At 53.8% G+C, this 26992-nt stretch carries 29 protein-coding genes and 1 tRNA gene; 14 read left to right on the plus strand and 16 right to left on the minus strand.

From position 1 onward, the window contains the following. Position 1: 1 nt before the first annotated feature. The 4 genes from PGR29_RS14490 to PGR29_RS14505 all read right to left on the minus strand — a co-directional run bounded on the left by PGR29_RS14490 (position 2) and on the right by PGR29_RS14505 (position 4826). Positions 2–2011 (minus strand): protein-disulfide reductase DsbD family protein, encoded by a 2010-nt coding sequence (locus tag PGR29_RS14490; protein ID WP_087859753.1) that lies wholly within the window; start codon positions 2009–2011, stop codon positions 2–4. A gap of 49 nt (positions 2012–2060) precedes the next feature. After that, positions 2061–2420, minus strand: a complete 360-nt coding sequence (locus tag PGR29_RS14495; protein WP_015369786.1) for a copper resistance protein — start codon at positions 2418–2420, stop codon at positions 2061–2063. Positions 2421–2544: 124 nt separating this feature from the next. Further along, on the minus strand, positions 2545–3978 hold the full coding sequence (gene bglA, locus PGR29_RS14500) for a 6-phospho-beta-glucosidase BglA (RefSeq protein ID WP_087859752.1): 1434 nt from the start codon (positions 3976–3978) through the stop codon (positions 2545–2547). A 119-nt stretch (positions 3979–4097) separates the two neighbouring features. Then, positions 4098–4826 (minus strand): MurR/RpiR family transcriptional regulator, encoded by a 729-nt coding sequence (locus PGR29_RS14505; RefSeq protein WP_087859751.1) that lies wholly within the window; start codon positions 4824–4826, stop codon positions 4098–4100. Between the two features lie 50 nt (positions 4827–4876). Here PGR29_RS14505 and yqfB point away from each other — a divergent pair, with 50 nt between their 5' ends. Together yqfB and trhA are read left to right on the plus strand one after the other, a co-directional pair. Then, a complete protein-coding gene (yqfB, locus tag PGR29_RS14510) occupies positions 4877–5188 on the plus strand; it encodes a N(4)-acetylcytidine aminohydrolase (RefSeq protein ID WP_316424748.1) in 312 nt (103 codons plus the stop codon). A 164-nt stretch (positions 5189–5352) separates the two neighbouring features. Next, on the plus strand, positions 5353–6012 hold the full coding sequence (gene trhA, locus PGR29_RS14515; RefSeq protein WP_008806429.1) for a PAQR family membrane homeostasis protein TrhA: 660 nt from the start codon (positions 5353–5355) through the stop codon (positions 6010–6012). A gap of 98 nt (positions 6013–6110) precedes the next feature. Here the strand turns inward: trhA and ygfZ are convergent, their stop codons facing one another. Further along, on the minus strand, positions 6111–7094 hold the full coding sequence (gene ygfZ, locus PGR29_RS14520; RefSeq protein ID WP_316424749.1) for a tRNA-modifying protein YgfZ: 984 nt from the start codon (positions 7092–7094) through the stop codon (positions 6111–6113). A gap of 223 nt (positions 7095–7317) precedes the next feature. On the opposite strand from ygfZ, the gene sdhE reads away from it, so the two are divergent. After that, complete coding sequence (sdhE, locus tag PGR29_RS14525; RefSeq protein WP_015369791.1) at positions 7318–7584, plus strand: FAD assembly factor SdhE; 267 nt, start codon at positions 7318–7320, stop codon at positions 7582–7584. Beyond that, positions 7565–7975 carry a protein YgfX gene (locus tag PGR29_RS14530; RefSeq protein ID WP_015369792.1) on the plus strand — a complete coding sequence of 137 codons (411 nt, stop codon included), beginning with the start codon at positions 7565–7567 and terminating at the stop codon, positions 7973–7975. The genes sdhE and PGR29_RS14530 overlap by 20 nt, the downstream gene beginning before the upstream one ends. Before the next feature lie 7 nt (positions 7976–7982). On the opposite strand, the gene fldB is transcribed toward PGR29_RS14530, so the two are convergent. After that, complete coding sequence (gene fldB / locus PGR29_RS14535; protein WP_015369793.1) at positions 7983–8504, minus strand: flavodoxin FldB; 522 nt, start codon at positions 8502–8504, stop codon at positions 7983–7985. Between the two features lie 100 nt (positions 8505–8604). On the opposite strand from fldB, the gene xerD reads away from it, so the two are divergent. From xerD to lysS, 5 genes are all read left to right on the plus strand, one after another. Next, positions 8605–9501: a site-specific tyrosine recombinase XerD gene (gene xerD, locus PGR29_RS14540; protein ID WP_113373021.1), complete on the plus strand. Its 897-nt coding sequence runs from the start codon at positions 8605–8607 to the stop codon at positions 9499–9501. A 22-nt stretch (positions 9502–9523) separates the two neighbouring features. Further along, entirely contained in the window at positions 9524–10237 is a 714-nt protein-coding gene (dsbC, locus tag PGR29_RS14545) for a bifunctional protein-disulfide isomerase/oxidoreductase DsbC (RefSeq protein ID WP_316424750.1), read from the plus strand. A gap of 5 nt (positions 10238–10242) precedes the next feature. Further along, a complete protein-coding gene (gene recJ, locus PGR29_RS14550) occupies positions 10243–11976 on the plus strand; it encodes a single-stranded-DNA-specific exonuclease RecJ (protein WP_101743525.1) in 1734 nt (577 codons plus the stop codon). An 85-nt stretch (positions 11977–12061) separates the two neighbouring features. Then, a protein-coding gene (gene prfB, locus PGR29_RS14555) for a peptide chain release factor 2 (protein WP_108418699.1) occupies positions 12062–13160 on the plus strand; the annotation gives its coding sequence in 2 pieces (ribosomal slippage) (positions 12062–12136 and positions 12138–13160; 1098 coding nt in all). A 9-nt stretch (positions 13161–13169) separates the two neighbouring features. After that, complete coding sequence (gene lysS / locus PGR29_RS14560) at positions 13170–14687, plus strand: lysine--tRNA ligase (RefSeq protein WP_015369798.1); 1518 nt, start codon at positions 13170–13172, stop codon at positions 14685–14687. Between the two features lie 106 nt (positions 14688–14793). Here the strand turns inward: lysS and idi are convergent, their stop codons facing one another. The 4 genes from idi to PGR29_RS14580 are packed head-to-tail and all read right to left on the minus strand — an operon-like array spanning position 14794 to position 18214. Then, positions 14794–15348: an isopentenyl-diphosphate Delta-isomerase gene (gene idi / locus PGR29_RS14565; protein WP_087859747.1), complete on the minus strand. Its 555-nt coding sequence runs from the start codon at positions 15346–15348 to the stop codon at positions 14794–14796. 53 nt (positions 15349–15401) lie between these two features. Continuing rightward, complete coding sequence (locus PGR29_RS14570; protein WP_004144724.1) at positions 15402–16118, minus strand: DUF554 domain-containing protein; 717 nt, start codon at positions 16116–16118, stop codon at positions 15402–15404. 12 nt (positions 16119–16130) lie between these two features. Then, complete coding sequence (locus PGR29_RS14575) at positions 16131–16709, minus strand: UbiX family flavin prenyltransferase (RefSeq protein ID WP_045359429.1); 579 nt, start codon at positions 16707–16709, stop codon at positions 16131–16133. A gap of 11 nt (positions 16710–16720) precedes the next feature. Continuing rightward, entirely contained in the window at positions 16721–18214 is a 1494-nt protein-coding gene (locus tag PGR29_RS14580) for a UbiD family decarboxylase (RefSeq protein ID WP_316424751.1), read from the minus strand. 211 nt (positions 18215–18425) lie between these two features. Here PGR29_RS14580 and PGR29_RS14585 point away from each other — a divergent pair, with 211 nt between their 5' ends. The 4 genes from PGR29_RS14585 to PGR29_RS14600 all read left to right on the plus strand — a co-directional run bounded on the left by PGR29_RS14585 (position 18426) and on the right by PGR29_RS14600 (position 22287). Beyond that, the gene (locus PGR29_RS14585; protein ID WP_101705733.1) at positions 18426–19340 is read left to right on the plus strand and encodes a LysR family transcriptional regulator; all 915 of its coding nucleotides are present in this window, start codon (positions 18426–18428) and stop codon (positions 19338–19340) included. An 87-nt stretch (positions 19341–19427) separates the two neighbouring features. Continuing rightward, positions 19428–20147, plus strand: a complete 720-nt coding sequence (gene actS / locus PGR29_RS14590) for an amidase activator ActS (protein WP_087859745.1) — start codon at positions 19428–19430, stop codon at positions 20145–20147. Positions 20148–20227: 80 nt separating this feature from the next. Further along, positions 20228–20301: transfer RNA gene (locus PGR29_RS14595), tRNA-Gly, on the plus strand. A gap of 600 nt (positions 20302–20901) precedes the next feature. Further along, positions 20902–22287, plus strand: coding sequence for an HNH endonuclease signature motif containing protein (locus PGR29_RS14600; protein ID WP_316424752.1), 1386 nt, complete (start codon positions 20902–20904; stop codon positions 22285–22287). A gap of 15 nt (positions 22288–22302) precedes the next feature. Here the strand turns inward: PGR29_RS14600 and PGR29_RS14605 are convergent, their stop codons facing one another. The 4 genes from PGR29_RS14605 to PGR29_RS14620 all read right to left on the minus strand — a co-directional run bounded on the left by PGR29_RS14605 (position 22303) and on the right by PGR29_RS14620 (position 24370). Continuing rightward, positions 22303–22743 carry a hypothetical protein gene (locus PGR29_RS14605; RefSeq protein WP_316424753.1) on the minus strand — a complete coding sequence of 147 codons (441 nt, stop codon included), beginning with the start codon at positions 22741–22743 and terminating at the stop codon, positions 22303–22305. A 216-nt stretch (positions 22744–22959) separates the two neighbouring features. After that, a complete protein-coding gene (locus tag PGR29_RS14610; protein ID WP_316424754.1) occupies positions 22960–23151 on the minus strand; it encodes a hypothetical protein in 192 nt (63 codons plus the stop codon). Positions 23152–23265: 114 nt separating this feature from the next. After that, on the minus strand, positions 23266–23877 hold the full coding sequence (locus PGR29_RS14615; RefSeq protein WP_316424755.1) for a recombinase family protein: 612 nt from the start codon (positions 23875–23877) through the stop codon (positions 23266–23268). A 178-nt stretch (positions 23878–24055) separates the two neighbouring features. Further along, positions 24056–24370 (minus strand): hypothetical protein, encoded by a 315-nt coding sequence (locus PGR29_RS14620; protein ID WP_015386387.1) that lies wholly within the window; start codon positions 24368–24370, stop codon positions 24056–24058. Between the two features lie 108 nt (positions 24371–24478). Here PGR29_RS14620 and PGR29_RS14625 point away from each other — a divergent pair, with 108 nt between their 5' ends. After that, positions 24479–24940: a helix-turn-helix domain-containing protein gene (locus PGR29_RS14625; RefSeq protein WP_015386388.1), complete on the plus strand. Its 462-nt coding sequence runs from the start codon at positions 24479–24481 to the stop codon at positions 24938–24940. Positions 24941–24944: 4 nt separating this feature from the next. Here the strand turns inward: PGR29_RS14625 and PGR29_RS14630 are convergent, their stop codons facing one another. Next, a complete protein-coding gene (locus PGR29_RS14630; protein WP_316424756.1) occupies positions 24945–25331 on the minus strand; it encodes a hypothetical protein in 387 nt (128 codons plus the stop codon). 390 nt (positions 25332–25721) lie between these two features. Continuing rightward, on the minus strand, positions 25722–26951 hold the full coding sequence (locus tag PGR29_RS14635) for a DUF5906 domain-containing protein (RefSeq protein WP_316424757.1): 1230 nt from the start codon (positions 26949–26951) through the stop codon (positions 25722–25724). Positions 26952–26992 lie beyond the last annotated feature (41 nt).

A 26992-nucleotide genomic window follows, 5' to 3' on the forward strand; every position in this document is an offset into this window, starting at 1 on the left:
GTTATTTTCCTTTAGCGGCGGACAGGGTGGCGAGAAGTTGTTCGCGGTCTAACAGCGCAGGCAGAATCTGTCCCTGCGGCAATCCCGGTCCGTAAATCTGGTTAAACGGCACCGCGGCGCTGCCGCGAGCGGTTAAAAACTGACTAATGTCGGCGGAGGGGCGGCTCCAGTCGCCACGTAAGGCGACCAAGTCTGGTTCTGATAGCGCCTGCTGGACGTCGTCGCGCAGCAGCACGTTGTATTTATTGGCTTTACAGGTCACGCACCAGTCGGCGGTGACATCAATAAATACCCGTTTATGCTCCGCCAGGGCGTTAGCGATAGCCTGCTCGCTGAGCGGCTGCCAGTTAACCCGGTCGCGACGCGGGCCCTGGCCGTCCTGTTGTGCGACAAAGGCGACGGCGCCCGCTACCACGATGGCCAGAGCGCCCGCTCGCAGCGCCGTACGCCAGCGGTAGCGCCAGACGGTGGCCAGGAGCAGGACGATGGCCAGAATCACCAGCAGGGTAAGCACCGGCGTACGGCCGATGTGGATCGTCAACAGGCTGACCAGCCATAGCGCTGAGCCAAGCATCATCAACCCCAGCACCACCCGCAGATGATTCATCCAGCGGCCTGGACGTGGAAGTCGTTGCGCCAGACCCGGCCAGGCGACGATAAGCAGCCACGGCAGGCTCATGCCGATCCCCATGGCGAAGAAAATCCCCCACAACAGCGGCAGCGGCGCCACTAGCGCCACCGAAACGGCGGTACCGAGGAACGGCGCGGTACAGGGCGTCGCCAGCAGGGTGGCGAAGGCGCCCTGCCAGAAATGGCCCATTAAGCCGTTGCCGCCGCGGGTGGCGAGGAAGGTACTGGCGCTGGAGGAGAGACGGATTTCGAACAGCCCTAATAAACTGGCGCTGAACAGCACCATCACCAGCGCCATCGCGCCGATAAACCACGGGTTCTGGAACTGGATCCCCCAGCCGAGCGCCTGATTGCCTAAGCGTAGCGCGGTCATCATCAGCGCCAGCGCCAGGAAGGAGACGACGATCCCGCATACCGAGGCGAGGAACTGCCGCCGCACCGCGCCGCGTTCGCGACGTTCGGTTTGCACCAGCGAGCCGAGTTTCATCGCCAGCACCGGCAGCACGCACGGCATTACATTGAGGATTAGCCCGCCGGCCAGCGCCATCAGCAGCACCCAGCCTAACGCCAGCCCCGGCGCGGCGCTGCCGGCGGCGATGGCGATTTGGCTTTCCTGCGCCTGACCGCTATCGGCCAGCACCAGCGACAGCGTCTTACCGCTGAGTTCCGGCGCCGCTTCGCCCCAGCTATCGGTGACCGGTACGGTGGCAGTCAACGTATCGCCGCGGCTGGTAAAACTCGGCTTGCCGAAATCGACATCCTCCATGCTGTCAATAAACAGCGCTGGCTGCTGCCAACCGGCATCGCGGCGGGCGGTTACCGTCAGCTTACCGCTGACGTAGCTGGCGCTAAGCGCCGAGGTGAGACCGTCGCGCAGGGGCAGCGTGCCCATCGCGCGGGTGAAATCGTAATTAAATTGCTCCCCCGCCGGAGCCGTCATATCCAGCGAAAAGGGGTAGTCAGTGAGAATACAGACATTGCTGCAGGTAGAGAGCGTCAGTACGCCGCTAAGCGTCGGCGGTATTTGGCCGCGCAGGGTCATCGGGAAGCTAACGTCGCCGTGATACCCCTGAGTGGAAATACCCGCGACGTCGAAGCGTTGCGGCGTCGGCCAGCGCCAGTTCACCTCCAGCGGCGTGCGCCAGGTGATAGCCGGCGCGATGCCGCCTTCGCCCGGCGAACGCCAGTAGGTTTTCCAGCCCTTTTCCAGCGCTACGTCTAAAAGCAGGCGGGTGTCGCCATTGCTTTCGCTTTGCGCCCGCAGGCGCACGCTGGCGTGTTGATTGTCGGCGACATGCAGCCAGCCGCTATCGGCGGCCTGGCTGACGGGCAGCCATAGCCAAAGCAGGCAGACCAGCAGTCGCCTGAATACCATAAACATAAATTTTCTCCGTAAGTAATAAATTAACCTGAGCTGTCAGGAGAATTAATCACTCACGGAAGACGCATAATCGTAGATGCACCCGCAATCGGGGAGGTGAAATGACGCGGGGAGGCCAGATTCGCTCGATGCGCGGCGGGATGGCCGCCAGCACCGCCAGCAGCAGAGCGATCGCTAATAGCGCCCCTTCAAACAGCATCGGCGGAACGGCCATCAGCGACTTGGCGCTGAGTTCGCAGGGGGAAACCGGCGCCTCGGCATTATCTGGGCCAGGTTGAGCGGATTGGCTGGCGGCCGTGACGTTCATCACCAACGCATGCATCCCCGCCATTCTCTGGGCGGTGCAGATCAGCACCACCAGGCAGGCAAGGAGTACAAGAAGAATGGCTTTGCGTTGTCGCTTAATCATGGTCGCCTCAAATATTCACGAGGCCTATCTTATCGGGCGAACGCGTTTTAGCAATGGTAAAGCTGTAAAGAAGTGTCTGGCGGATAAGTGATTTGCCCCCTCCCGGCCGGGAGAGGGCGGTTAATTACAGATTCTCGCCGTTGCTGGCGATGACTTCTTTGTACCAGTTAAAGCTCTTCTTGCGCGAGCGGGACATGTCGCCGGTGCCGTCGTCGTGTTTATTGACGTAGATGAAGCCGTAGCGTTTGCTGTACTGGCCGGTGGTGAAGGAGACGCAGTCGATGCAGCCCCATGGGGTATAACCCATCAGATCAACGCCGTCATAAGTCACCGCTTTTATCATCTCTTCGACGTGGGCGCGCAGATAATCGATGCGGTAGTCATCGTTGATGCTGCCGTCGGCTTCTACTTTGTCGTAGGCGCCAAAGCCGTTTTCCACGATAAACAGCGGCTTCTGGTAGCGCTCATACAGTTCGCACAGGGCGTAGCGCAGGCCAACCGGGTCAATCTGCCAGCCCCAGTCGGAGGCTTTAACGTGCGGGTTCGGCACGCTACCTTCGAAGCCGGAAATGGCATCGCCGGTGCCGCCTTCGGCTTTCACCGCGTTGGTCATGTAGTAGCTGAAGCCGAGATAGGCGCAGGTGCCTTCACGCAGGATCTGCGCGTCGCCGTCTTCCATCTTGATGTTGAAGCCGCGGCGTTCCCATTCATTCAACACATAGCTCGGGTAGTAACCGCGCAGCTGGACATCGGTAAAGACATAGCGTTCGCGCATCGACTCCTGGGCAAACATGACATCTTCCGGTTTGCAGGAGTAAGGGTAGAGGGCGACCATTGCCAGCATGCAGCCGACCTGCATTTCCGGGTTGATGCGCCGCGCCGCTTTCACCGCCAGCGCGCTGGCGACGAACTGGTGATGCAGCACCTGGTACATGGTCTCTTCCGGGTTTTCATGCTCGGTATAGACCACGCCGGAACAGCAGTAGCCGAACAGCGGCGCGCGCCAGTTACGCTGGTTATTGATCTCGTTAAAGGTCATCCAGTATTTCACTTTGTGCTTATAGCGCTCAAAGACGACTTCGGCGAAGCGCACAAAGAAATCGACCACTTTACGGTTGGTCCAACCGCCATAATGCTGGACCAGATGCAGCGGCATTTCAAAGTGGGAAAGGGTGATCACCGGCTCGATGTTGTACTTCAGCAGTTCATCAAACATGTCATCGTAGAATTTCAACCCTTCTTCATTCGGCTGAGTTTCGTCGCCCTGCGGGAAGATGCGGGTCCAGGCAATAGAGGTGCGGAAGCATTTGAAACCCATCTCGGCGAACAGTTTGATGTCTTCTTTGTAGTGGCCGTAAAAATCAACCGCTTCATGATTAGGGTAATATTTACCTGCCTCGACCTGTTGGGTGATTTCGCGCGGCACGCCGTGCGCCCCGCCGGTTAAAACGTCGCAGATGCTGGGGCCTTTGCCGCCTTTATTCCAGCCGCCTTCAACCTGATGCGCGGCGACAGCGCCGCCCCACAAAAAGTCTTTTGGAAGAGTCAATTTTTTCATCTTTGCTAATCTCTATGAATAACTATTGCGATTGAGTCTAGCAAAGCGAAATTGAATGTCACGATATAACAAATTCCGCTAAAGGTAATATGTTACATCGGAAAAACAGGCTGTTATTTTTAGCCGATTTTGCGCGCTAATTTACGCCCCAGGGTTTCGAGAATATATATCACCGGGATCTGCGTTGTAATATCGTAAACGCCGCCGATGCGCGTTTGCGGCACGTGCCAGGAGAGATTGAAATCAGCCAGTTTTGCCAGCCGCGAATGCTCATGGCTGGTAATCGACATCACCTTGCAGTGATGCAGACTGAACTGGCTGGCAAAGCGAAGAATCTCTTCGGTTTCGCCGGAGACGGAAAGCACAATCGCCAGCGCATTGCGGGCCATGTCATTGGTGACCGGGAAATAAGGATCGTCAATATGGTTGCTGAATTTCCCGACGTTGGAAAAGAAGCGAGCGCCATATTTCGCCAGTGCGCCAGAGGTACCGGCGCCGACGAAAATAATACGTTCGGAGGAGAGAATAATATCGACGGCCTGTTCGAGCAATTGATCGAACTCGTCATTATTGACGCTTTTAAAAAAGCTCATTATTTCGCTGGCGCCGATATTTGCCTGTTGAGGCTCATTCTGCTCAAGATATAATTTAAAACGTACGCGAAATTCAGAGTAGCCCTCGCACTGCAGTTTGCGGCAGAAGCGCAACACGGTGGTGGTGGAGACCCCGGCGGCCTCGGCCAGTTCGCGAATAGTCATGTACATCACTTTGTCACGATTCTTAATGACGTAGTGGTAGACCATCATCTCAAGATTATTGAGACTAGCGACAGCGGCGTGGGAGAACATACTCACAGTGGCGAACTCACAATTCATAAAGACCAGGACGGAATTATATCATGCAGGCTAATGACATTACCTTTTTTCAGCGTTTTCAGGACGACATCCTCGCCGGGCGCAAAACGATCACCATTCGCGATGCGGCGGAGTCGCACTTTAAGCCCGGTGACGTGCTGCGCGTCGGACGCTATGAAGATGACGGCTACTTCTGCACTATCGCCGTTACCGCGACCTCGACGGTGACCCTCGACACGCTAACTGAACAGCATGCTCAACAGGAGAATATGACCCTCGAACAACTGCGGCAGGTCATCAATGAAATCTATCCTGCGGAAGATCGGTTTTATGTTATTGAATTCAAACGTCTTTAAATAAAACCAGCACAACTGTTAGTTGAAATATTGTTGTAACACTATGATTTTAATGTGTTTACAAATATACATCGTTTTATTTTAGCTAACAGGTGTTCACTGGAATCATTCTCAGTTAACCTAAGTGGGCAATGAAAGCGTTCTTGTTTTCACGGAGTCAAAATATGGTTCGCAAACCATTAATCACTCAGGGATATTCTCTGGCAGAGGAAGTTGCCAACAGCATCAGTCACGGGATCGGGCTGGTGTTCGGTATTGTCGGCCTTGTGTTGCTGCTGGTGCAGGCGGTAGACACGAACGCCAGCGCGACGGCGATCACCAGCTACAGCCTGTACGGCGGCAGTATGATTATGCTGTTCCTCGCTTCCACGCTCTATCACGCTATCCCGCATCAGCGGGCGAAACAGTGGCTGAAGAAATTCGACCACTGCGCCATCTACTTGCTGATTGCCGGAACCTACACGCCATTTTTGCTGGTGGGATTGAATTCGCCGCTGGCAAAGGGGTTGATGATTGTCATCTGGAGCCTGGCGCTACTGGGGATCCTGTTTAAGCTGACTATCGCGCACCGCTTTAAAATTTTGTCGCTGGTGACCTATCTGACGATGGGCTGGCTGTCGCTTATCGTAGTCTATCAACTGGCGGTGAAGCTGGCGGTGGGCGGCGTAACGTTGCTGGCGGTTGGCGGGGTGGTGTACTCGCTGGGGGTCATCTTCTACGTCTGTAAACGTATTCCTTATAACCACGCTATCTGGCACGGTTTCGTGCTCGGCGGCAGCGTGTGTCATTTCCTGGCGATTTATCTTTACGTCGGCCAGTCCTGATCAAACTTCCACGGTGGCGCTGCGCTTACCGTGGCTACAATATTCTGCGGCCTGGTAGCCCGGCTGAGGCGCAAGCGCCGCAAGCCGGGAACTGTTCCTTAATCTTCTTCCAGCGAATACGGCAATGGCTTGATGCTCAGGCTGCCGGCATCGTCACGCACGCGGAACACGCTGTCCGGTTCCATATCGTTATTCATCACTACCTGGACCATCAGGCTTCCGTCATCCAACTGTACGGCTGCCAGCACCGTACCGGTGCGGCGCCAGTTGTCGCCCATTTTCAGCTCCAGATCTTCCCCGGCTTCCGGCACCCGGCTGGCGGTACCCGCCAGCGTCCACAACGCGCGTTTATTGGCGCCGCGGAATTTCGCCCGGGCGACCATTTCCTGGCCGGTGTAGCAGCCTTTCTTGAAGCTGATACCGCCCAACGCCTGCAGGTTGGTCGCCTGCGGAATGAACTGCGCGCTGTTTACGCTGTCGATAACCGGCAGACCGGCCTCGATGTTCAGCGCCAGCCACTGCTGACTGTTGTTAAGTTGCGCTTCGCCGCGCAGCGCGTCCGTCACCCGGTTGGCGGTGTCGGCATCGGTCACCAGCAGGAAGCGTTCGGCAGGGTGTTCAAACCACAGCAGGCTGGTCACGCCTTCGGTGACCACCGGTTTACCGGCATCCGGCAGCGCGGCGAACAGCGGCGCCAGCGCGGCGCGCGCCTGGAAACCGGCAACGCCCAGCAGGACCAGATCGTCGTTTGCGGCGATGGTGACTTTGGAGAAGACGGCATATTTTTTCAGTTCGGTCAGCTGCGCTTCGCGCAGGCTGCGGCGCTCAATCCACGCGAAACCACCGTCGCGGTGGAAGACGCGCAGGTTGCTCCACATTTTGCCTTTGGCATCACAGTGCGCGGCAAGCAGATGCCGATCGGCGTTTAAATGGCTGACATCGGCGGTGATCTGCCCCTGCAGATACTTCTCGCCATCCGGACCGGTAATCGTCGCCAGCGCCCAATCATCCAGCGTCATCAGCGTTAACGGCAGACGAGCGGAAGAAGAAGGCTGACGCGGAGGAAAAGGTGTAAAAGCCATAGTCATATCCTGAATAGCTTAACGCAGAGTGAATGACTAATGGTAAAAGAGCTATGGTGCAATGCAAGCGCTTTCGGCAAGCCATTTGTGCCCTCCGGATGCGGTGAATAGCCAACCGGATGTTGGGCTTTTATGGAATGCTGCTCGCACAAGGCGATATTACTGTAAAGTAAGTGCCTAAAAAGGGTTAAACTAAGCTATATCTTGATGCTGGAAGGACAACATGGACATTAACAACAAAGCTCGCATCCACTGGGCATGCCGCCGCGGTATGCGCGAACTCGATATCTCCATCATGCCGTTTTTCGAGTATGAGTACGACACGCTCAGCGATGACGATAAGCGTCTGTTCATCCGTTTGCTGGAGAACGATGATCCGGATCTGTTTAACTGGCTGATGAATCACGGCAAGCCGGCAGATGCACAATTACAACGGATGATTAATTTAATCCAGACTCGGAATCGGGAACGTGGTCCTGTGGCAATCTGATTTACGTATTTCCTGGCGTTCGCAGTGGTTCTCGCTGCTGCTGCACGGGGTGGTGGCGGCGATAGTGCTGCTCATGCCCTGGCCGTTAAGCTACACCCCGATTTGGCTCCTGTTGCTATCGCTGGTGGTGTTTGACTGCGTGCGCAGCCAGCGGCGGATCCACGCCTGTCAGGGAGAAATTAAGCTGTTGATCGATTCCCGTTTACGGTGGCAAAAAACGGAATGGGATATCGTCGGGACGCCATGGGTTATCAGCAGCGGGATGCTGCTGCGCCTGAAGCATGCGGAAACCGGCCGTAGCCAGCATTTGTGGGTGGCGGCGGATAGCATGGATGCGGGGGAATGGCGGGATTTGCGCCGGCTGGTGCTGCAAAAGCCGGCGCACGACTAACTCAGGATCAGGCGAAGTGCTCCGCCATTTCGCCGAGGATCTGCTCGCACCAGTTCTGGATGCGCTCATCGCTCAGGTCGTATTGATTGGTTTCATCCAGCGCCAGGCCGACGAACAATTGGCCATCGGCGATAACCGGTTTCGGGCTGGTGAACTCATAGCCCTCGGTTGGCCAGTAGCCGACAAACTTCACGCCTTTGGTCGCCAGCTTATCGTGCAGCATCCCCAGTGCGTCAAGGAACCATTCGCCGTAACCAAGCTGATCGCCCATGCCGTACAGCGCGACGATTTTGCCATTCAGATCTAAGGCGTCGAGCTGTTCCCAGACCGCTTCCCAGTCTTCCTGAATTTCGCCGAAATCCCAGGTCGGGATGCCGAGGATCAGCACATCGTACTGGCTCATCAGCGCGGGGGAGTCATCTTTCAGATTATGCAGCGTCACCAGCTCGGGGCCGATGATATCGCGGATTTTTTCCGCGGCCATTTCGGTGTAGCAGGTACTGGAGCCGTAAAAAAGACCTATATTCATCGCGTAAACGTCTCAATTCTTGCCGTGAATTGCGCCCAGTGTACCAGAAAGGCGGCCTCTTAAGGCATAATGAGGGCGTATAACGAACAAAGAGGCCGATGTGAAACAGGATCTGGCACAAATTGAACAGTTTCTCGATGCCCTTTGGCTGGAGCGTAATCTGGCGGAGAACACGCTCAGCGCCTATCGTCGCGATTTGACGATGCTCGTGGAGTGGCTGCATCATCGCGGGCTGTCGCTGGCGAGCGTCGGCAGCGACGATTTACAGGCGCTGCTGGCCGAGCGGCAAACCGGCGGCTACAAAGCGACCAGTACCGCACGGCTGCTTAGCGCCGTGCGCCGGTTCTTCCAGCATCTGTACCGGGAGAAAATCCGCCCGGACGATCCCAGCGCGCTGCTGGCTTCGCCGAAGCTGCCCCAGCGGCTGCCGAAAGATCTCAGCGAGGCGCAGGTTGAGCGTTTGCTGCAGGCGCCGCTGGTGGAGCAGCCGCTGGAGTTGCGCGATAAGGCGATGCTGGAAGTGCTGTATGCCACCGGTCTGCGCGTCTCGGAGTTGGTCGGCCTGACGATGAGCGATATCAGCCTGCGACAGGGCGTACTGCGGGTCATTGGTAAAGGCAACAAAGAGCGGCTGGTACCGCTGGGCGAAGAGGCGGTGTCATGGGTAGAAAATTACCTTGAATACGGCCGCCCGTGGCTGCTGAACGGCGTGGCTTCGGATGTGCTTTTCCCCAGCCAGCGCGCGCAGCAGATGACGCGCCAGACCTTCTGGCACCGCATTAAACACTATGCCGTACTGGCGGGGATCGACAGCGCGAAGCTCTCCCCGCACGTCTTGCGTCATGCGTTCGCCACGCATTTGCTCAACCATGGCGCCGATTTACGCGTGGTGCAGATGCTGTTAGGACACAGCGATCTCTCCACCACGCAGATCTACACCCACGTGGCGACCGAACGTTTACGACAACTTCATCAACAGCATCACCCGCGGGCGTGAGCGCTGAATAAAAGGACTGAGTATGAAAAAAGGTTTATTGATGTTCACCCTGCTGGCGGCCTCGCTCTCCGGCGCGGCGCATGCCGATAGCGCGGCGATCAAACAGTCGCTGGCGAAACTGGGTGTGCAGAGCACCGATATTCAACCGTCGCCGGTTTCCGGGATGAGCACGGTGCTTACCGACAGCGGCGTGCTGTACGTCACTGACGATGGTAAACACATTATTCAGGGACCGATGTACGACGTCAGCGGCGCGCAGCCGGTTAACGTCACCAACCAGTTGCTGGTCGGCAAGCTGAACGCCTTAACCAAAGAGATGATTGTCTATAAAGCGCCGAAGGAGCAGCATGTCATTACCGTCTTTACCGACATCACCTGCGGCTACTGCCATAAACTGCACGAGCAGATGAGCGACTATAACGCGCTGGGGATCACCGTGCGCTATCTGGCCTTCCCGCGCCAGGGGCTGCAAAGCCAGGCCGAGCAGGATATGAAAGCTATCTGGTGTGCGAAAGATCACAATAAAGCGCTGGATGACGCCATGAACGGTAAGGGCGTACAGCCGGCGAGCTGCAATGTGGATATCGCTAAACACTACACGCTTGGCGTACAGATGGGCGTCAACGGTACCCCGGCGATGGTCCTCAGCAACGGCATGGTGCTGCCAGGTTATCAGGGGCCGAAAGAGCTTAAAGCTTTCCTCGACGAGCATCAAAAACAGACAAGCGGTAACTGATTCGCGTGAAACAACAGATACAACTACGCCGCCGCGAGGCGGTTGACGGCGTCGACCTTCCCGCCGACCTGCCGCCGCTGCTGCAGCGGCTGTATGCCAGCCGCGGCGTGCGCAGCGCGCAGGAGCTGGAACGCGGCGTCAAAGGCATGTTGCCATGGACGCAGCTTACCGGCGTTGAAAAGGCCGTTGAGATGCTGCATGACGCTTTCCAGAAAGGGCTACATATTGTGGTGGTCGGCGATTTTGACGCCGATGGCGCCACCAGTACCGCCCTTAGCGTGCTGGCGCTACGCGCGCTGGGCTACGGCAACGTCTCCTATCTGGTGCCGAACCGTTTTGAAGACGGCTACGGCTTAAGCCCGGAAGTGGTCGATCAGGCGCACGCGCGCGGCGCGCAGATGATCATGACCGTCGATAACGGTATTTCATCGCATAGCGGCGTCGATCATGCCCATGCGCTCGGCATCCCGGTGCTGGTGACCGATCACCATCTACCGGGGGATACGCTGCCGGCGGCGGAAGCTATCGTTAACCCTAACCTGCGCGATTGCGACTTCCCGTCAAAATCGCTGGCCGGGGTTGGGGTGGCGTTTTATCTGATGCTGGCGCTGCGTACTTTCCTGCGAGATAACGGCTGGTTCGAGGCCCGCGGTATCGCCGCGCCAAACCTTGCCGAGCTGCTGGATTTAGTGGCGCTGGGCACCGTTGCGGACGTCGTGCCGCTGGATGCCAACAACCGCATCCTGACCTGGCAGGGGTTAAGCCGCATTCGCGCCGGAAAATGTCGGCCAGGCATTAAAGCGCTGCTGGAAATTTCCAACCGCGATCCGCAAAAGCTTGCCGCCAGCGATCTGGGTTTCGCCCTCGGGCCGCGCCTGAATGCTGCGGGGCGGCTGGATGATATGTCCGTCGGCGTCGCGCTGCTGCTGTGCGATAACATCGGCGAGGCGCGGGTGCTGGCCAACGAGCTCGATGCGCTCAATCAAACGCGTAAAGAGATTGAGCAGGGGATGCAGGCCGAAGCGCTGACTCTGTGTCAGCAGCTGGAACGCAGTAGCGACACCCTGCCCGGCGGGCTGGCGATGTACCATCCGCAATGGCATCAGGGGGTGGTCGGCATCCTGGCATCACGGATTAAAGAGCGCTTCCATCGCCCGGTTATCGCTTTTGCGCCTACCGGCGACGGCACGCTCAAAGGTTCTGGCCGCTCTATTCAGGGGCTGCACATGCGCGATGCGCTGGAGCGCCTTGATACGCTTTATCCTGGGTTAATCCTGAAGTTTGGCGGCCACGCGATGGCGGCGGGCTTATCGCTGGAAGAGGCGCGTTTTGAGGAGTTTCAACAGCGCTTCGGCGAGCTGGTGACCGAGTGGCTGGATCCCGCATTATTGCAGGGCGAGGTGGTTTCCGATGGCCCGCTGGCGGCGGCGGAGATGAGCATGGAAGTGGCGCAGATGCTGCGCGATGCCGGGCCATGGGGACAGATGTTTCCGGAACCGCTGTTTGATGGCCGTTTCCGCCTGCTGCAGCAGCGGCTGGTGGGCGAGCGTCACCTGAAAGTGATGGTCGAACCGGTTGACGGCGGGCCGCTGCTGGACGGTATTGCCTTCAACATCGATACTTCCATTTGGCCGGATAACGGCGTTCGTGAAGTACAGTTAGCCTACAAGCTCGACATCAACGAGTTCCGCGGCAACCGTAGCCTGCAGCTGATCATCGATCACCTCTGGCCAAATTGACAACAGTGTATTAATAAGGGCGCGAATCCGGTAGAATTCCGCTCTTATCACCGCATTTTGACAAATCCATTAAAAGAAACCGACCATGTTTGAAATAAATCCGGTAAAAAACCGCATTCAGGACCTCACGGAGCGCTCCGACGTTCTTAGGGGGTATCTTTGACTACGATGCGAAGAAAGAGCGTCTCGAAGAAGTAAACGCCGAGCTGGAACAGCCGGACGTCTGGAACGAACCTGAGCGCGCACAGGCGCTGGGTAAAGAACGTTCTTCCCTGGAAGCTATCGTCGAAACGCTGGATCAGATGACCCAGGGTCTGGAAGATGTCGCCGGACTGCTGGAGCTGGCGGTAGAAGCCGAAGACGAAGAGACCTTCAACGAAGCGGTTGCCGAGCTGGACGGGCTGGAAGAGAAGCTGGCGCAGCTTGAGTTCCGCCGCATGTTCTCCGGCGAATATGACAGCGCCGACTGCTATCTTGATATTCAGGCCGGTTCCGGCGGCACCGAAGCCCAGGACTGGGCCAGCATGCTGATGCGCATGTACCTGCGTTGGGCGGAAGCGCGCGGCTTTAAGACCGAAATCATCGAAGAATCCGAAGGTGAAGTCGCGGGCATTAAATCCGTGACCATCAAAATCATGGGCGATTACGCCTACGGCTGGCTGCGTACTGAAACCGGCGTTCACCGCCTGGTGCGTAAGAGCCCGTTCGATTCCGGCGGCCGCCGTCATACCTCCTTTAGCTCGGCGTTCGTTTATCCGGAAGTTGATGACGATATCGATATCGAAATTAACCCGGCCGACCTGCGTATCGACGTATACCGCGCCTCCGGCGCCGGTGGTCAGCACGTTAACCGTACGGAATCCGCGGTGCGTATTACTCACATCCCGACCGGGTTGGTGACGCAGTGTCAGAACGACCGTTCGCAGCACAAGAACAAAGACCAGGCCATGAAGCAGATGAAAGCGAAGCTTTATGAGCTGGAAATGCAGAAGAAAAATGCCGAGAAGCAGGTGATGGAAGATAACAAATCCGACATCGGCTGGGGCAGCCAGATCCGCTCTTACGTGCTGGACGACTCGCGTATTAAAGATCTGCGCACCGGGGTGGAAACCCGCAACACTCAGGCGGTGCTCGATGGCAGCCTGGACCAATTTATCGAAGCAAGTTTGAAAGCAGGGTTATGAGGAACCAACATGTCTGAACAACAAGCACAGGGCGCTGACGCGGCAATTGACCTTAATAATGAACTGAAAACCCGTCGTGAGAAGCTGGCTGCGCTGCGTGAGCAGGGCGTCGCATTCCCGAACGATTTCCGTCGTGACCATACCTCTGACCAACTGCACGCTGACTTCGATGCCAAAGAAAACGAAGAGCTGGAAGCGCTGAATGTCGAAGTGGCCGTTGCTGGCCGCATGATGACCCGTCGTATCATGGGTAAAGCGTCTTTCGTTACCCTGCAGGATGTCGGCGGCCGCATTCAGCTGTACGTCGCCCGCGATGACCTGGCGGAAGGCGTCTACAACGATCAGTTCAAAAAATGGGATCTCGGCGACATCATCGCCGCCCGCGGTAAGCTGTTCAAAACCAAAACCGGCGAGCTGTCCATCCACTGCACCGAGCTGCGTCTGCTGACCAAAGCCCTGCGCCCGCTGCCGGACAAATTCCACGGCCTGCAGGATCAGGAAGCGCGCTACCGTCAGCGTTACCTCGATCTGATCTCCAACGACGAATCCCGTAACACTTTCAAAGTACGTTCGCAGATCCTGGCTGGCATCCGTCAGTTCATGGTTGGCCGCGGCTTTATGGAAGTGGAAACCCCGATGATGCAGGTGATCCCAGGCGGCGCTTCCGCGCGTCCGTTCATCACCCATCATAACGCGCTGGATCTGGACATGTACCTGCGTATCGCGCCGGAACTGTACCTCAAGCGTCTGGTGGTTGGCGGCTTCGAACGCGTTTTCGAAATCAACCGTAACTTCCGTAACGAAGGGATCTCCGTTCGCCACAACCCAGAGTTCACCATGATGGAACTCTATATGGCGTATGCGGATTATAAAGATCTGATTGAGCTGACCGAATCCCTGTTCCGTACTCTGGCGCAGGACATCCTCGGTAATACTGCCGTGCCTTACGGCGATCAGACTTTCGATTTCGGCAAACCGTTCGAAAAACTGACCATGCGTGAAGCCATCAAGAAATACCGTCCAGAAACCGAGATGGCGGATCTGGATAACTTCGATTCCGCGAAAGCGATCGCTGAGTCTATCGGCATCAAAGTTGAGAAGAGCTGGGGTCTGGGCCGTATCGTGACCGAGATCTTCGAAGAAGTGGCGGAAGCGCATCTGATCCAGCCGACCTTCATCACCGAATACCCGGCAGAAGTCTCTCCGCTGGCCCGTCGTAACGACGTGAACCCGGAAATCACCGACCGCTTTGAATTCTTCATCGGCGGCCGCGAAATCGGTAACGGCTTTAGCGAGCTGAACGACGCCGAAGATCAGGCGCAGCGCTTCCAGGATCAGGTTGATGCGAAAGCCGCCGGTGACGACGAAGCGATGTTCTACGACGAAGACTATGTCACCGCGCTGGAACACGGCCTGCCGCCGACCGCCGGTCTGGGCATCGGTATCGACCGTATGGTGATGCTGTTCACTAACAGCCACACCATCCGCGACGTTATTCTGTTCCCGGCGATGCGTCCGCAGAAATAATCGCTTCTCGCGAAAAGTAAAAAACCCGGCTTGCCGGGTTTTTTTATGTCTGATGTCAAGGTTCGTCGCTGGCGTAGCCTGGGTCTTTAATGCTCGTCACTCGCGGTTACGCACGTAAACGCGCGACAAAGTCTATTAACGCCTGACGCGCGTTTTTGTTTTGGGCTTCCAGTACCATCCACGGGCTAAAGGCCCACGGGGTAGCGGCCAGCGCGCTTAACATTTCCGTCAGCTCAACCCACTGATAACCCATTACTTCATCATCATTCGGTTGCAGCTCGCTGACCACGCGTGCGGCAAAAACCGGGCACACTTCGTTTTCGACGATGCCATTCGGTGCGACGGCGCGGTAGCGGAAGGCCGGATGGACGGGGGCAATATCAGCGATCTCGACGCCCAGTTCGAAGCGGCAGCGCCGGGTGACGGCCTGCTCGAAGGTCTCGCCCTGTTGCGGATGTCCGCACACCGAGTTAGTCCACACGCCGGGCCAGGCTTTTTTGCTAAGCGAACGGCGCGTGACCAGGAACTGGCCTTGCTCATTGAACAACCAGCAGGAAAATGCGAGATGCAAAGGGGTATCGAGCGTGTGGGCGGCATACTTCTCCAGCATACCTGTGGGTTTATCTTGCTCATCCAGCAAAATGACGTGTTCCCCGGCCATGACGACTCCTGAAAAAAATAAATGACCCGGCACAAACCCGCCGGGTCATGTACTCAGGCCACTAGGGTAGCCCATAAATGGGAGAAAGGCATTACCAAAACAAGCCCTGGTAGCATGTTGGCGACAGGGAAAAGCTTGATGTTACAGATGCGTAACCCGGTCGCTACCATCAGCAATCCACCGGCGCAGGAGAAATCCGCCATCATTGACGGGGTGATCATCGGCAGAATAAACACCGCCAGCATCGCCAGCGCCACCTGAATAACGATCTGCGGGATAGCGATGGTCATCACCGCGTAGCCCAGCAGGGTTGCGAATATCCCGGCGGTGAACAGATCGAGGATCGTTTTAATGTACAGGATCGACGGATCGCCGCTCATACCTTCGGTCATGGCGCCGAAAATACCGGTACCGCTGGCGCAAAACAGCACCAGGATAGCGACGAATTTTTCGGTGAATTCTTCATGACCTAACCCCTGAACGGGCGGCAAAACTTTATTAATCAAGCCACGTGTTGAACCCGCCGCGCTGCCGATGCGTTTTTCCAGATGCAGCAGTTCGCCGAGGAAAGCGCCGAGTACCATTGCCAGCACTACCGCCGGCATATATTTCACCTTCAGCACCAGGGTGATGCCCAGGCCAACCGAACAGAGACCAAAGGTCATCGGTAGCGCGGTTTTGACGCGTTCCGGAAGTTTGCCTCCGGCCATTGCGCCGATCAATCCGCCGATAATCACGGCGGAACCATTTACATATGGACCAATTAACATTGCGAGTTCCTGTTACGCGTAATGCAGCGCGCCTTCACCCCAGCGCGGGATGTTATTGACCTCAAGGTCAAAGAGGTCGAGCGCGCGGTTCACGCTATGGGTAATAATGTCATCTGCGCTTTGCGGGCGTTGATAGAGCGCCGGAACCGGTGGAAAGATGATGCCGCCCATCTCGGTAACCGCCGCCATATTGCGTATATGGCCGAGGTTGAGCGGGGTCTCGCGCGCTAACAACACCAGCCGACGGCGTTCCTTCAGCACCACGTCCGCCGCGCGGGTGAGCAGATTATCGGTGAGACAGTGGGCGATAGCGCCCAATGACCGCATTGAGCAGGGGGCGACTAACATCCCCAGCGTTTTAAACGATCCGCTGGAGATAGATGCGCCCAGATGGTTGATAGGGTGTACCACGTCAGCCAGCGCCATCACTTCGTCTAAGCGGTAGTCCGTTTCCAGCTCGCAGGTCTTTTCCGCGCCTTTGGAGACCACAAGGTGCACTTCTACCGCCTGCGGCCGCAGAAGCTCCAGCGCTTTGACGCCGTACTGGAATCCGGAAGCGCCGCTAATGCCAATGATGATGCGTGGTGTCATGGTATTTGCCCTTATTCGAAATCCGGCAGGAAACGTTTTACATCAACCGCTTTGAACTTAGAGCGCTCAAAGTTGTGCTTCAGATGGAACGGTACGGTGCAGTCGAAAATGGTTTTACACGACATTCCCTGCTGCAGAATGCTGGGGCTGTATTCCGGCACCTGCGACGGGTCGAGCGGATGGCAGCGTACGCCAGGGATCACCACGGTATCGACATCGCCCTGGTAACGGGTTTGCATCGCCCATAGCACGTCGTCGCTATCGAAAATATCAACATCTTCATCTACCAGAATAACGTGTTTGAGTTCCGGGAAGGCGGAGAACGCCAGTAGCGCAGCCTGGCGCTGGCGGCCTTCATCGGCTGGAGACGACTTTTTGAATTGCAGCACCGCGAGCAGCTTGCCGCCGCCTGCCGAGTGGGCGAAGACGTTGAGCAATTTGCCCGGCATGGCGCGTTCTACCATATCGAGAATACTGGCTTCGGTCGGGATCCCGGCCATGTTGACATGTTCTTCGCCTGGCCCGACGGTGGTGCGCCAGATGGGGTTGATACGATGGGTAACCGCTTTAACTTTAATGACCGGAATCGCCTCTTTGGCTTCGCCGGTATAGCCAGGGAACTCCGGCATGGCGCGGCCGGTATTGGTGTTTTGATCTTCACGCACGCGTACGTTCGGCAGCAGTTCGCCTTCGATAACGATTTCAGCGTGGGCGATGGCTTTTTCATTAATGGTTTTACACTGCACCATCTCCACCGGATGGCCGCGCAGCGCGCCGGCGATACTTAGCTCATCAAAGCCCAGCGGGGTGGTCGGCGGTTCAAAGCAGGCGGCGATTTCGATAGCCGGGTCCACGCCGATACTAATCGAGATCGGCAGCGGCTGTCCCGCCGCTTCCGCCTTCATGCGGAAGGCATCGATATGGCGGCCCGGCGTCAGCCACATTGAGAGTTCATCGCGGCTCTGTACGCACAGACGATGAATGGCGATATCGGATTCACCGGTTTGCGGGTCGGAGGCATAGCACAGGCCCATGGTGATATACGGGCCAGCGTCTTCTTCGGTGTTGGTTGGCGCAGGCAGCAGCTTGCGTAGATCGAAATCATCATCGCTGGCGAGGTGCACCACTTCCTGGCATACTGCCGCGCCCTGCACCATGGTCGGGGCAATGGCATTTTCAACGGAGTCTTTCAATAGGTGGCCCAGTTTCGCCGGTTCACACTGCAGGAACTGGCTGACGCGCTGGCGTGAACCGTTCAGCCCGATGGCTACGCTGATGTCGTTGAAGCCCTTAATGTTGTTAAATACCATCACCGGGCCGTTCTTACGCGTCGGACGCTGGCAGGTACCGCCGGCGCCCACGTAGCGATAAACGCCGGAGAGCTCGGCGTGGGGATCGACTTCGGTATCGGTTTCAACATATTCGCCAGGTAGCGTTTTTAATAGCGCCAGGGCAGAGCGTAAATCATGCACCGACGACGGCGCTTTTTTATCTGAGTGTGCCATGAGTGTTCCTTTGGGAAAGCAATTTTGCTAACCGCACAATATTTTTGTTCGATTAATTAAACAAATACCGTTTACCGGATGGTCAGTAGATCAAAAAGGTTTAATTTAAAAAGCTGTTAAGAAATGATTAATTAAAATGGAGGGATTGCCGCGGCTTTTTATTTGATTCCATTAGTGCAATACTGACCTGCAGATAAAGAGGGGTTAGATAATGGATCTGAAACGCTTACGCTATTTTTGCCGGGTGGTCGAACATGGCTCGGTTAGCCAGGCGGCGAAATCGCTCAACATGGCGCAGCCGCCGCTCAGTAAGCGGATACAGGAGCTGGAAGAAGAGCTGCAGGTGTCGCTTTTTGAACGCCGCGGCAACCGTATTGAACCAACGGAAGCAGGCTATTTTCTTTATCGTAAGGGTTGTGAAATATTACGCCAGGTGGAAGATACCGCCAGGGAAACGGCCGATATTGCGCAAAAGACCCGTGCGGAAGTGCGCGTTGGCTTAACTCATCTTTATCAAAACTATTTTCAGCCTTTATTAATGGAGCTCTATCGGCGAAATCCAGAAACGGCAATAAATATCTCGGTGACCGATTCAAGTCATCTGGAAACGTTATTAAATGAAGGCGCTATCGACCTGGCCTTAATACAGCGGCCCTACCGTAGTGAGGGTTTCGATTATGTCTCCTTTGACCCGATAAAATTGGTAGCCGTCATTAATAAAAAATGTCTGCCGCAGCCGCCGTCTAATCCCTTCGATTATAACGCGCTGGCGAAGATGCCGTTGGTGCTGCTTCACCGGGCGAAAGATTCCGGCACCTATGAGATGCTGATGGATCTGTTTCGTAAATCCGGCGTCAGTGCGAAGGTGATTATGCATATTACCCAACCAGGGGTGATCCTCGACTGGCTGGAGGGCGGACTGGAAGCGGCGACGTTGTTGCCATCCTCGGAAGTGAATGCTGAAAAACTGCCTCATTGCTATGTGGTTGATGTCTTCCCCTCGCCGCAGATATTTTATCCGGCGCTGGTGAAATTACCGTCAATGTCGTATCTCCCGGCGTTGATGGATATTATCGCCGGAGGTTATCCATTTAACGCGCCGAAGGGAGTAGAGGTCGTAGAATAAGCGTAGAACATTGGGGATCGTCCATCGGGCTGGTATGATATTCGCCCATGACGCCGAGATGAGAAACCGTTGAGTGCAGGACGCCTGATGAAAACACGCTTTTATATCGCGATGATGCTGCTTGGTAGCCTGGTATTAGCCGGCTGTTCCAGTACATCCGATTCTGGTTCCACCTATACCGTGAAGCGCGGCGATACGCTGTATGCGATCTCCCGTAGCACTGGCACCAGCGTACGCGATCTGGCGCGCTTGAATAACATCTCTCCGCCATACACTATTGAAGTCGGACAGAAGCTGAAACTTAACGGCGGTTCGAAAGCAAAAAGCAGTACCGCCGGGAAAAAATCCTCCAGCACCCGCACAGCCTCCGTAACGCCATCATCGGCGGTGCCGCAGTCCTCATGGCCGCCGGTGGGGCAGCGCTGCTGGCGCTGGCCGACCAGCGGTAAGGTGGTGATGCCGTACTCCACCCGCGATGGCGGCAATAAAGGTATTGATATCGCCGGTACCCGCGGCCAGCCGGTTTACGCCGCCGGCTCCGGTAAGGTTGTCTACGTCGGCAATCAGCTGCGCGGCTACGGCAACCTGATCATGATTAAGCATAACGAGGATTACATCACCGCGTATGCGCATAACGATAAGATGATGGTTAATAACGGCCAGAGCGTGAAGATTGGCCAGCAGATTGCGACCATGGGCAGTACGGACGCCGATTCCGTACGGCTGCATTTCCAGATTCGCTATCGTGCCACGGCCATCGACCCGCTGCGTTATCTGCCGCCGCAAGGCAGTAAGCCTAAGTGCTAAAAGGTTATTTTATCAGCAGTTAGCCCAATCCGGGCTTGCCACAGGGTGCGTAAGGTCTATAATGCTTTTCGCACCTCTTCGCGGGCGTAGTTCAATGGTAGAACGAGAGCTTCCCAAGCTCTATACGAGGGTTCGATTCCCTTCGCCCGCTCCAGATCTCTCCCCTTGTGGCAAAACTTCGATAAAACTCGTTTTGCTTTCAACAACTTACTTAACATAAGTTGTCGTGATCGTTCTACCATTGAACGGCAAACTATCACCACAAGGTACACTGTTAGTTGTCACGGATAGTTACTATGGAAGTGAGAGTATAACTATTCGGCGGCGGCAGTTTCAACCTCACACCGCGATAGCACAACGTGAAGGAAAAGCCTGATCCGGGCATTGTCTCTTACACCAGACTGATCATACGCATTTAAGCCCGATGTGCGGCCTTGTGGCTGCGTAAACAGGTGAATAGTGGTAACGCCCCGGTAGCTACAGATCCGGCTCTGCCAGCGCTTCGCTCACGCTCCTGAAAAGGTACACGAGCACCCTGATAAGGTGTGATCCCTCTGACAATCTGATGAAGTCGCTACGCTCCGCTTGTTTCCTTACCACTAACGGGGCTTTATGGCAGCTTTATTAAAATTTTGTCTGTTGCACATTACACATACAATCGTTAACCTAAGATTAATCCGAATGGAAGGGGTGAGCGATGAATAAGGTTATCAGGAACACTTTTATGATTATGTTTTCTGAAAGGTAAATGCTGATGAAAAATAGCATCCTTGCTGACGCATTATTCAATGCGACGAAAAACAGTGAACCTGAAAGCGCAATTACAAAACTTGTTGCTTCAAGTGTTGGTGAACAGCAAAAGAAAAATAAAAGAAAACTTCATGCGCAAGCAATGACTTTGCCTGAATTATTTCGTATAAAGAATGAGTACTCGGAAATAATAAATGATCCCTTAACTTCTAACGAGAAGAAGAAGGAGGTTTCAGAACTCATAAAGTCTTTAAATTACGAGATCAGAAACAGGACGAAGGATGCTCCGGTAATAGGTCTGAAAGAATCTCGCTCGGCAATTAAGCAGGATAGAAGAACCACAAGAGAAAATTATAGGAAATCAATTCAAGTCCGTTCATTTAAGAAAACTATACCGCCTGATCAGTTTACTATTAGCAATAAAGATCGCAATTTCTTGCCGCTCAATGAAAAAACTTTAGAGCGTGAACGGTTACGAAAAGAATTAATTGCTAAGGAAGCACAAGTAGAGTTGGAAAGAATGGCTCTTCTTTCGCGAGTTTCGTATTCAAAACCAAAACCAGTAGAAATTCCTAATGAGATAAAGAGTTCAGTCTCGAAGAACACCATAAAGCCAGGAATTATCCCAGTTATTAAAGATGAAGCCGTTGCGTTTTACTTCAACAGCGAGTTGTATACACAATTGATTAGGACTATGCCAGTTTCTCAAGCATACAAGATCGCTAAAAATCGTGAGTTATCATCTGAGTATTATGACAGCAGGATAAGAACAGGGGAGTATACTTATTTCAATACCCTTGTTTATTTAATTTCACTTCGTAATAAAAGCAACGATGAATCGCAGCAAATAGCAAAAAATAAAGAGCAGTCTGAGGTTTTTTTGTATAATCTTGTCGTGATAGGTTATAAGATTCTTATTCGAAAGAAAAATCAGAAAGTCGAAAAAATAAAACATGATAACGTAGTGAGTTCTATAGGAATTAGCGATTTAAAACTAATCTCGAGCAATGTTCAGCGGACACTGCAACTACGAAGAATTAGTGACCAGCAAAGTTTTCGACGTAGAGTGGAACGTAATTTTAATGGTCGATGCGCGGTAACAGGCCAATCAACTCAAACTTTATTACAAGCCTGTCATTTGGAGGATTATTGTTTTTCATACAACATGGATACGAGTAATGGCATTCTTCTAACTTCGGATTGTCATAGGATGTTTGATAATGGTCAGCTTGGAATAAACCCAGAAACACTTACTATTCACTTTGGGGTTGATTGTATTTATGCAAAAATGTTCGAAGGTAAAGTTATTGGTGAACATTCTGTAGCACTCGATAAAAACAAGCTCAGAAAAAAATGGGAGTTATTCTTGAATACGAAGAAAATCATTTGACTGGACAGCTACGTTTCAACGGCTTTTTGACCAAAACCAAAAAGCAAGCCCAATCATTACGATGACTCCTATAATGTAAATTGCGTTAATCGTATTTTTAGTTGTCTGCGTGTAGCCTTTTCCTTTCCCGACATTAGCATGACACCAACTGTTGAAAGCTTGATGATGCTTAAGTTGTGTCTCTGATGCGGTTCTGGTGAGTTGACCGCTACGGGGCTTGTATAGCAATACCATGTCTTCCACGATCACCGTGGCATCTGGCGGGAAGTCTTGCGGAATGTCGTTCATCTTTTCGGGGTATAGTTTTCGGAAGTCCTCTGCTAATAGTTTTCGTTCGCCGTAGGCGTAAATTTCGTTCTGGCTCCCATACTTTAGCTCGATGTCGCTAAATCCACGGCTCACCATGTCATCAAGTTTCGGAGCTATCTTCTCGTATGTTTTGGTAATCGTAGCCATACCTGATTTTCCTTGGTTTCGATGTTCGCTAAACGCTTGAGATGTTTTTTATGAGCCACTCTTTTTCATATGAAGATAGCTCGAGTTTGTTTACCCGCGTTAAAAATGTGTTGATTACCTGAATGTCAGAATCAGTTATCCGCTTTAACAAGTCTGATGGAATGCCTTTGCTAACTATCGCTTTACGATGGCTTTCGTAGTTTTTGTTACTCATGATCAATCCTCAAATGTCATTGTGTGACGGCATTCAGCGTTTGCAGCCACTTTTACTTGCTCGCTTCTTGCTGCGTTTTCGTAGAGGCAAATCTTACCATCAGTTGTTTTGATTTCGTCGTTAAGAATCAAGGTGATCTGTCCAGCATTCGCCAGAACTGGTAACAGCACCAGTGTTAGCAGAAGATGTTTCATGTCCATGTTCCTCAATAGAAGCACTATACGTGCGCTCGTTTGCTTAAATGGTTTAACGCCGCTTGCGAAGTCCACCCAAATCTTATGCTGATCCCGGCAAAATATCCTTGTGGCTTACGCTTCCAGTACTTTGTTAATGGTGGTTCGGGCTGCACCTGTGAGGCGATGGATCTCGCTCTTTGTCTTACCTGCTTCATGCAATGCGCGGATCTGTTCGTGAAGTTTGCCGTTCACTGGACGGCCCTTGTAAGCGCCCTCAGCTTTCGCCTTGCTGATTCCCTCAGCCTGACGGCGGCGGCGGTCTGTGTAGTCTTTACGGGCGATTGCTGCCAGCATTTCTAACATCATGCCGTTGATAGCTTTCATCATGGATTGCATAAACTCGCCCTTTGCGGCTAACAATACGTGACTGGTTGGTAGGTCGAGAGCCACCACTCGCAAGCCTTTATTATCGATCTGGGCTTTCAGTGTCTCCCAGTCCTCAGCGTTAAGGCGGCTCAGGCGGTCTACTTGCTCCACTAACAGAATGTCACCAGGCGCGGCTATGTCTATCAGGCGCATAAGCTCCGGGCGCTGTAAGCTGGCTCCGCTCACGTTCTCAGTGAAGTATGTGACGTGACCCAAATCATGAGCGGCGGCGAACTCTGCCAATGCTGCTTTGGCGCGTGTAGCGTCCTGCTCTTTAGTGGAGGCGCGAAGATAGGCATAAACTCGGCTGGTGGTCATCAGGGTAGCCCTTCTGTAGTGTTTGGGTTGTAGTATAATTGCATGTAGCGTTTAAGTAGTAAAGCGCTATTTAAGCTACGCCTTTTAGGCCACATTTATCACGTAGTGTTAATGTATACTCAAATGCTACGCTTGTGTGATGGCGTGAGGATTCACGCCATTAAGAGATAGAAGGGGATTACTCTTCAAAAAACTGTTGAACAGCCCAGCCACCGTGACCACCTGGAGTGATGAAGGAAACAAAACCCTTTTCGTCTACGTTCTGAATCTCAACTGTCATCGATTCTTTTAGGAGACGGCATTTACCGGAAGTAATGAGACCAATCATACCTTGCTGGTCTTTGTCCTGAATGTTACTGATCATCTCGTAAAAATCGGTCAGCTTCTTACAGTTAAATGTTCCTTCTTTTAGGGTGGCTCTATCCCCGTGGCTCAACGCGTAAGCGTTAGTCGCCGTCGCAATCAATACTGCCGCCATAAGAATCTTTTTCATAATGTTCCTGGTTTGTGTTCTGTGGAAGGAGCAAATCATACAACATTAGTTCGAAATGTCACGATTAGAGCGTGGCTGATTAGAGGTCTAAACTTGCATCTTTAGCAGATGCAAAAGAATCTAAGAGCCTTGTTTGGACAAAGAGTTAAACAGCTTCGCATTGCTTCTGGTCTTAGCCAGGAAGCATTTGCTGATCGCTGTGGGTTTGCTCGTAGCTACATGAGCAGGATTGAACGAGGGACGTCAAATGCCTCGCTTGATGCTATTGAGACATTGGCTCGTGCGCTTGGGGTTGAAGCATGGCAACTCTTTGCATCTAATCAAACTGAAAATACAGAGATTGTGATTGTTCCGTATGCGAAGGACGGCACTTGTTTTAATCCGGGGCTTGCGAGTAATCGGGATCGGTCTTATGTCGTTGGCGAGGCTGATAACCTAAAGAGGTTTCTAATTTTCGAAGAGGCTTTAGACTACCTGCGTAAGATGGAGACTGCGAAATGGAAGCGACCAAATGCAAACGGCAACTGGGGGATAGTTTCTGCGGTTCGCTGGGACTCTCTCGAAAAGTAAAACGCTAAACGAAGGTGTAAACGATGGCGTGATCTTCCAGCTTCCACGGAAAGCGTGAGTTAACTACAAAGTGATTCCACTGGTACGAGATTAGCTCCGGGTCAACCGTCTGGCGCGGTTCTTGCGCGTCTATCACGCTGCGCCCGTCGCGGTACGCTTCCCACTCAAGGCGATGGATGTAGTATCCCGGCAACCACTCGATGATTGGCGTGTTTGGAATAACACGAGGGAAATTGTCTTCCATGTTTTCCGTGCTGCGTTCCTCCGCTTCAAGCTGACGGTGGTGCTGGTGGTCTGTGTTCATAAGCTGGCGCTCAACTTCTTCTATGCGCTGTGCCTTGCGCCCATTTTGGAAAAATTCTTCGTATACAGCTTTGCTGCGTCGTGCCATTACATGGCCTCCTGAATAAAAGTGATTTGTTTTGATGCCCTGGTTGTGCGCTGGCACTTTCTGGGCGGGAATGTGTGCGGCTACCCTCGCCGCCCGGATGGGGCGCAAGTACAGACTCGCTGTATGAGTGATTTAAAGATTTGCTTGTCAATACTTGTTCAGCAGATCGCTACACCATGACGAACGTCACGGTAAGCGGCTGAAATGGGGCGGCTAATGCGTTGCGGGAAACTCTGGCGGGAGTCTCCTCTCCCCGTTATAAAAACGGTGAAGTCGAAAAAGATCTAAGAATACTTGATAAATAGCCCTGTTAGCCTTGTAGCCATGATCAAGCCAGTGGTGGCGCGGGTTTCAAAATGCAGGGCTAAAATCATAGCCCTGTAGCCCTGATCACTTCGTCGGGGTTGGGTAGTATTTATCGACAAACCAGGAGAGAACACTCTCCGGGATCTTGCTGCTGCCGTCCTGCGGCGCTCGATACCAGACTGATTTTAACCCGGCGCGGGTGTTCACTCTGGCGCTCATGTACCCGTTATCACGTAGCCATTGACTCGCGTCCTGTGGTCGTGCGAATGACGGGCAAGCGTCATGGAATGCCTGGAATGCAAACGCCGGATTTTCTCCGGTGAAGATCTCCGCTTCGTTCTGCTCTTCGCTAATGCTGGCTTGTTTCATGCGCTCAAGCGCCACGCTGAACGGTGGGCGATACGGAGTGAACTCTGACAAGGGGTAAGCCATTAAATAAGCGTGGACGGCTTCCAGACCTCCCACGGCGAGCCACTCTGCAAGGCGGGTGATAAACTCGGCTGTCTCTTCCCTGCTCACCTTGTGGCGTATGTAGTGGGTGCAGTAATGACGGCGGTCATTGGCTTCTACTTCTATCGGACTTTCGCTGTTACTGAACGTGAAAAATCTGGTGAATGTTGGTACTTTGCGGGGCTGTTCGTACTTCCGGTTAATCTCGATCATGGGTTCTGTTTGGATGGACTTTAAGCGGTCTGCCATGCTGCGTGTAGCTGGCGGCGGGTCGTCAAACAGAATCAGGATTGTACGGGCCATCGCGTCATTGTGGACGCTGGTTAGGGTGCTGTAGTTGCTGTAAAGCGTGGTCTGGTGCATCAGGAGCGGCGAAAGAATTTGATTGAACAAAAAGCCTTTCCCGGTTCCGGTGTCGCTTGGGATCACGATGTGCCAGCTTGGGCGCTGTTCTGGGTGCTGGAACATGTGCGCCATGTATGCGCTCACTGTGGCGCGGTCTGTCTGGTCTGGGAAGAGTCTCGCCAGGTACTCATGCCATAAGGTGAGATCTGCGGCTGGTGTCTTGTCGCTGTGCCAGCGCCTGAACGTATTCAGGGTTCCATTCTGATCGATACCGTATGGCTTCGCCGGGTTGAAATCGTAAACTTTGATGAATGGAATGTGATCCCAAAGAAGGTTTAAATAATCCCGCCGCCACTTTCTACCAGTTGATAAATGGTATTCCCTTTCGAGAATGTCCAGACAGTGATTTGTATTCGTGGGGATGTGGTGGAGGAGTATTTTACCTTGAGCGCTGATAAACGCGTACTTTTCTGCTTGTAAATGGTCAATCAGTGGTCTTATTTGTTGCTTTTCTGTCATCAGTGCCCTCGTTCATAGCATTTCGTAAAGTTTTAATAATG

Source organism: Klebsiella sp. 141203, from assembly GCF_032601985.1.
Taxonomy (GTDB): domain Bacteria; phylum Pseudomonadota; class Gammaproteobacteria; order Enterobacterales; family Enterobacteriaceae; genus Klebsiella; species Klebsiella aerogenes.

Bases quoted from the DNA above. Each gene is read 5' to 3' on its own strand.
- PGR29_RS14490 (WP_087859753.1), bottom strand. From the start codon at position 2,011: ATGTTTATGGTATTCAGGCGACTGCTGGTCTGCCTGCTTTGGCTATGG.
- PGR29_RS14495 (WP_015369786.1), bottom strand. From the start codon at position 2,420: ATGATTAAGCGACAACGCAAAGCCATTCTTCTTGTACTCCTTGCCTGC.
- bglA (WP_087859752.1), bottom strand. From the start codon at position 3,978: ATGAAAAAATTGACTCTTCCAAAAGACTTTTTGTGGGGCGGCGCTGTC.
- PGR29_RS14505 (WP_087859751.1), bottom strand. From the start codon at position 4,826: ATGTTCTCCCACGCCGCTGTCGCTAGTCTCAATAATCTTGAGATGATG.
- yqfB (WP_316424748.1), top strand. From the start codon at position 4,877: ATGCAGGCTAATGACATTACCTTTTTTCAGCGTTTTCAGGACGACATC.
- trhA (WP_008806429.1), top strand. From the start codon at position 5,353: ATGGTTCGCAAACCATTAATCACTCAGGGATATTCTCTGGCAGAGGAA.
- ygfZ (WP_316424749.1), bottom strand. From the start codon at position 7,094: ATGGCTTTTACACCTTTTCCTCCGCGTCAGCCTTCTTCTTCCGCTCGT.
- sdhE (WP_015369791.1), top strand. From the start codon at position 7,318: ATGGACATTAACAACAAAGCTCGCATCCACTGGGCATGCCGCCGCGGT.
- fldB (WP_015369793.1), bottom strand. From the start codon at position 8,504: ATGAATATAGGTCTTTTTTACGGCTCCAGTACCTGCTACACCGAAATG.
- dsbC (WP_316424750.1), top strand. From the start codon at position 9,524: ATGAAAAAAGGTTTATTGATGTTCACCCTGCTGGCGGCCTCGCTCTCC.
- lysS (WP_015369798.1), top strand. From the start codon at position 13,170: ATGTCTGAACAACAAGCACAGGGCGCTGACGCGGCAATTGACCTTAAT.
- idi (WP_087859747.1), bottom strand. From the start codon at position 15,348: ATGGCCGGGGAACACGTCATTTTGCTGGATGAGCAAGATAAACCCACA.
- PGR29_RS14570 (WP_004144724.1), bottom strand. From the start codon at position 16,118: ATGTTAATTGGTCCATATGTAAATGGTTCCGCCGTGATTATCGGCGGA.
- PGR29_RS14575 (WP_045359429.1), bottom strand. From the start codon at position 16,709: ATGACACCACGCATCATCATTGGCATTAGCGGCGCTTCCGGATTCCAG.
- PGR29_RS14580 (WP_316424751.1), bottom strand. From the start codon at position 18,214: ATGGCACACTCAGATAAAAAAGCGCCGTCGTCGGTGCATGATTTACGC.
- PGR29_RS14585 (WP_101705733.1), top strand. From the start codon at position 18,426: ATGGATCTGAAACGCTTACGCTATTTTTGCCGGGTGGTCGAACATGGC.
- actS (WP_087859745.1), top strand. From the start codon at position 19,428: ATGAAAACACGCTTTTATATCGCGATGATGCTGCTTGGTAGCCTGGTA.
- PGR29_RS14600 (WP_316424752.1), top strand. From the start codon at position 20,902: ATGAAAAATAGCATCCTTGCTGACGCATTATTCAATGCGACGAAAAAC.
- PGR29_RS14605 (WP_316424753.1), bottom strand. From the start codon at position 22,743: ATGGCTACGATTACCAAAACATACGAGAAGATAGCTCCGAAACTTGAT.
- PGR29_RS14610 (WP_316424754.1), bottom strand. From the start codon at position 23,151: ATGAAACATCTTCTGCTAACACTGGTGCTGTTACCAGTTCTGGCGAAT.
- PGR29_RS14615 (WP_316424755.1), bottom strand. From the start codon at position 23,877: ATGACCACCAGCCGAGTTTATGCCTATCTTCGCGCCTCCACTAAAGAG.
- PGR29_RS14620 (WP_015386387.1), bottom strand. From the start codon at position 24,370: ATGAAAAAGATTCTTATGGCGGCAGTATTGATTGCGACGGCGACTAAC.
- PGR29_RS14625 (WP_015386388.1), top strand. From the start codon at position 24,479: ATGCAAAAGAATCTAAGAGCCTTGTTTGGACAAAGAGTTAAACAGCTT.
- PGR29_RS14630 (WP_316424756.1), bottom strand. From the start codon at position 25,331: ATGGCACGACGCAGCAAAGCTGTATACGAAGAATTTTTCCAAAATGGG.
- PGR29_RS14635 (WP_316424757.1), bottom strand. From the start codon at position 26,951: ATGACAGAAAAGCAACAAATAAGACCACTGATTGACCATTTACAAGCA.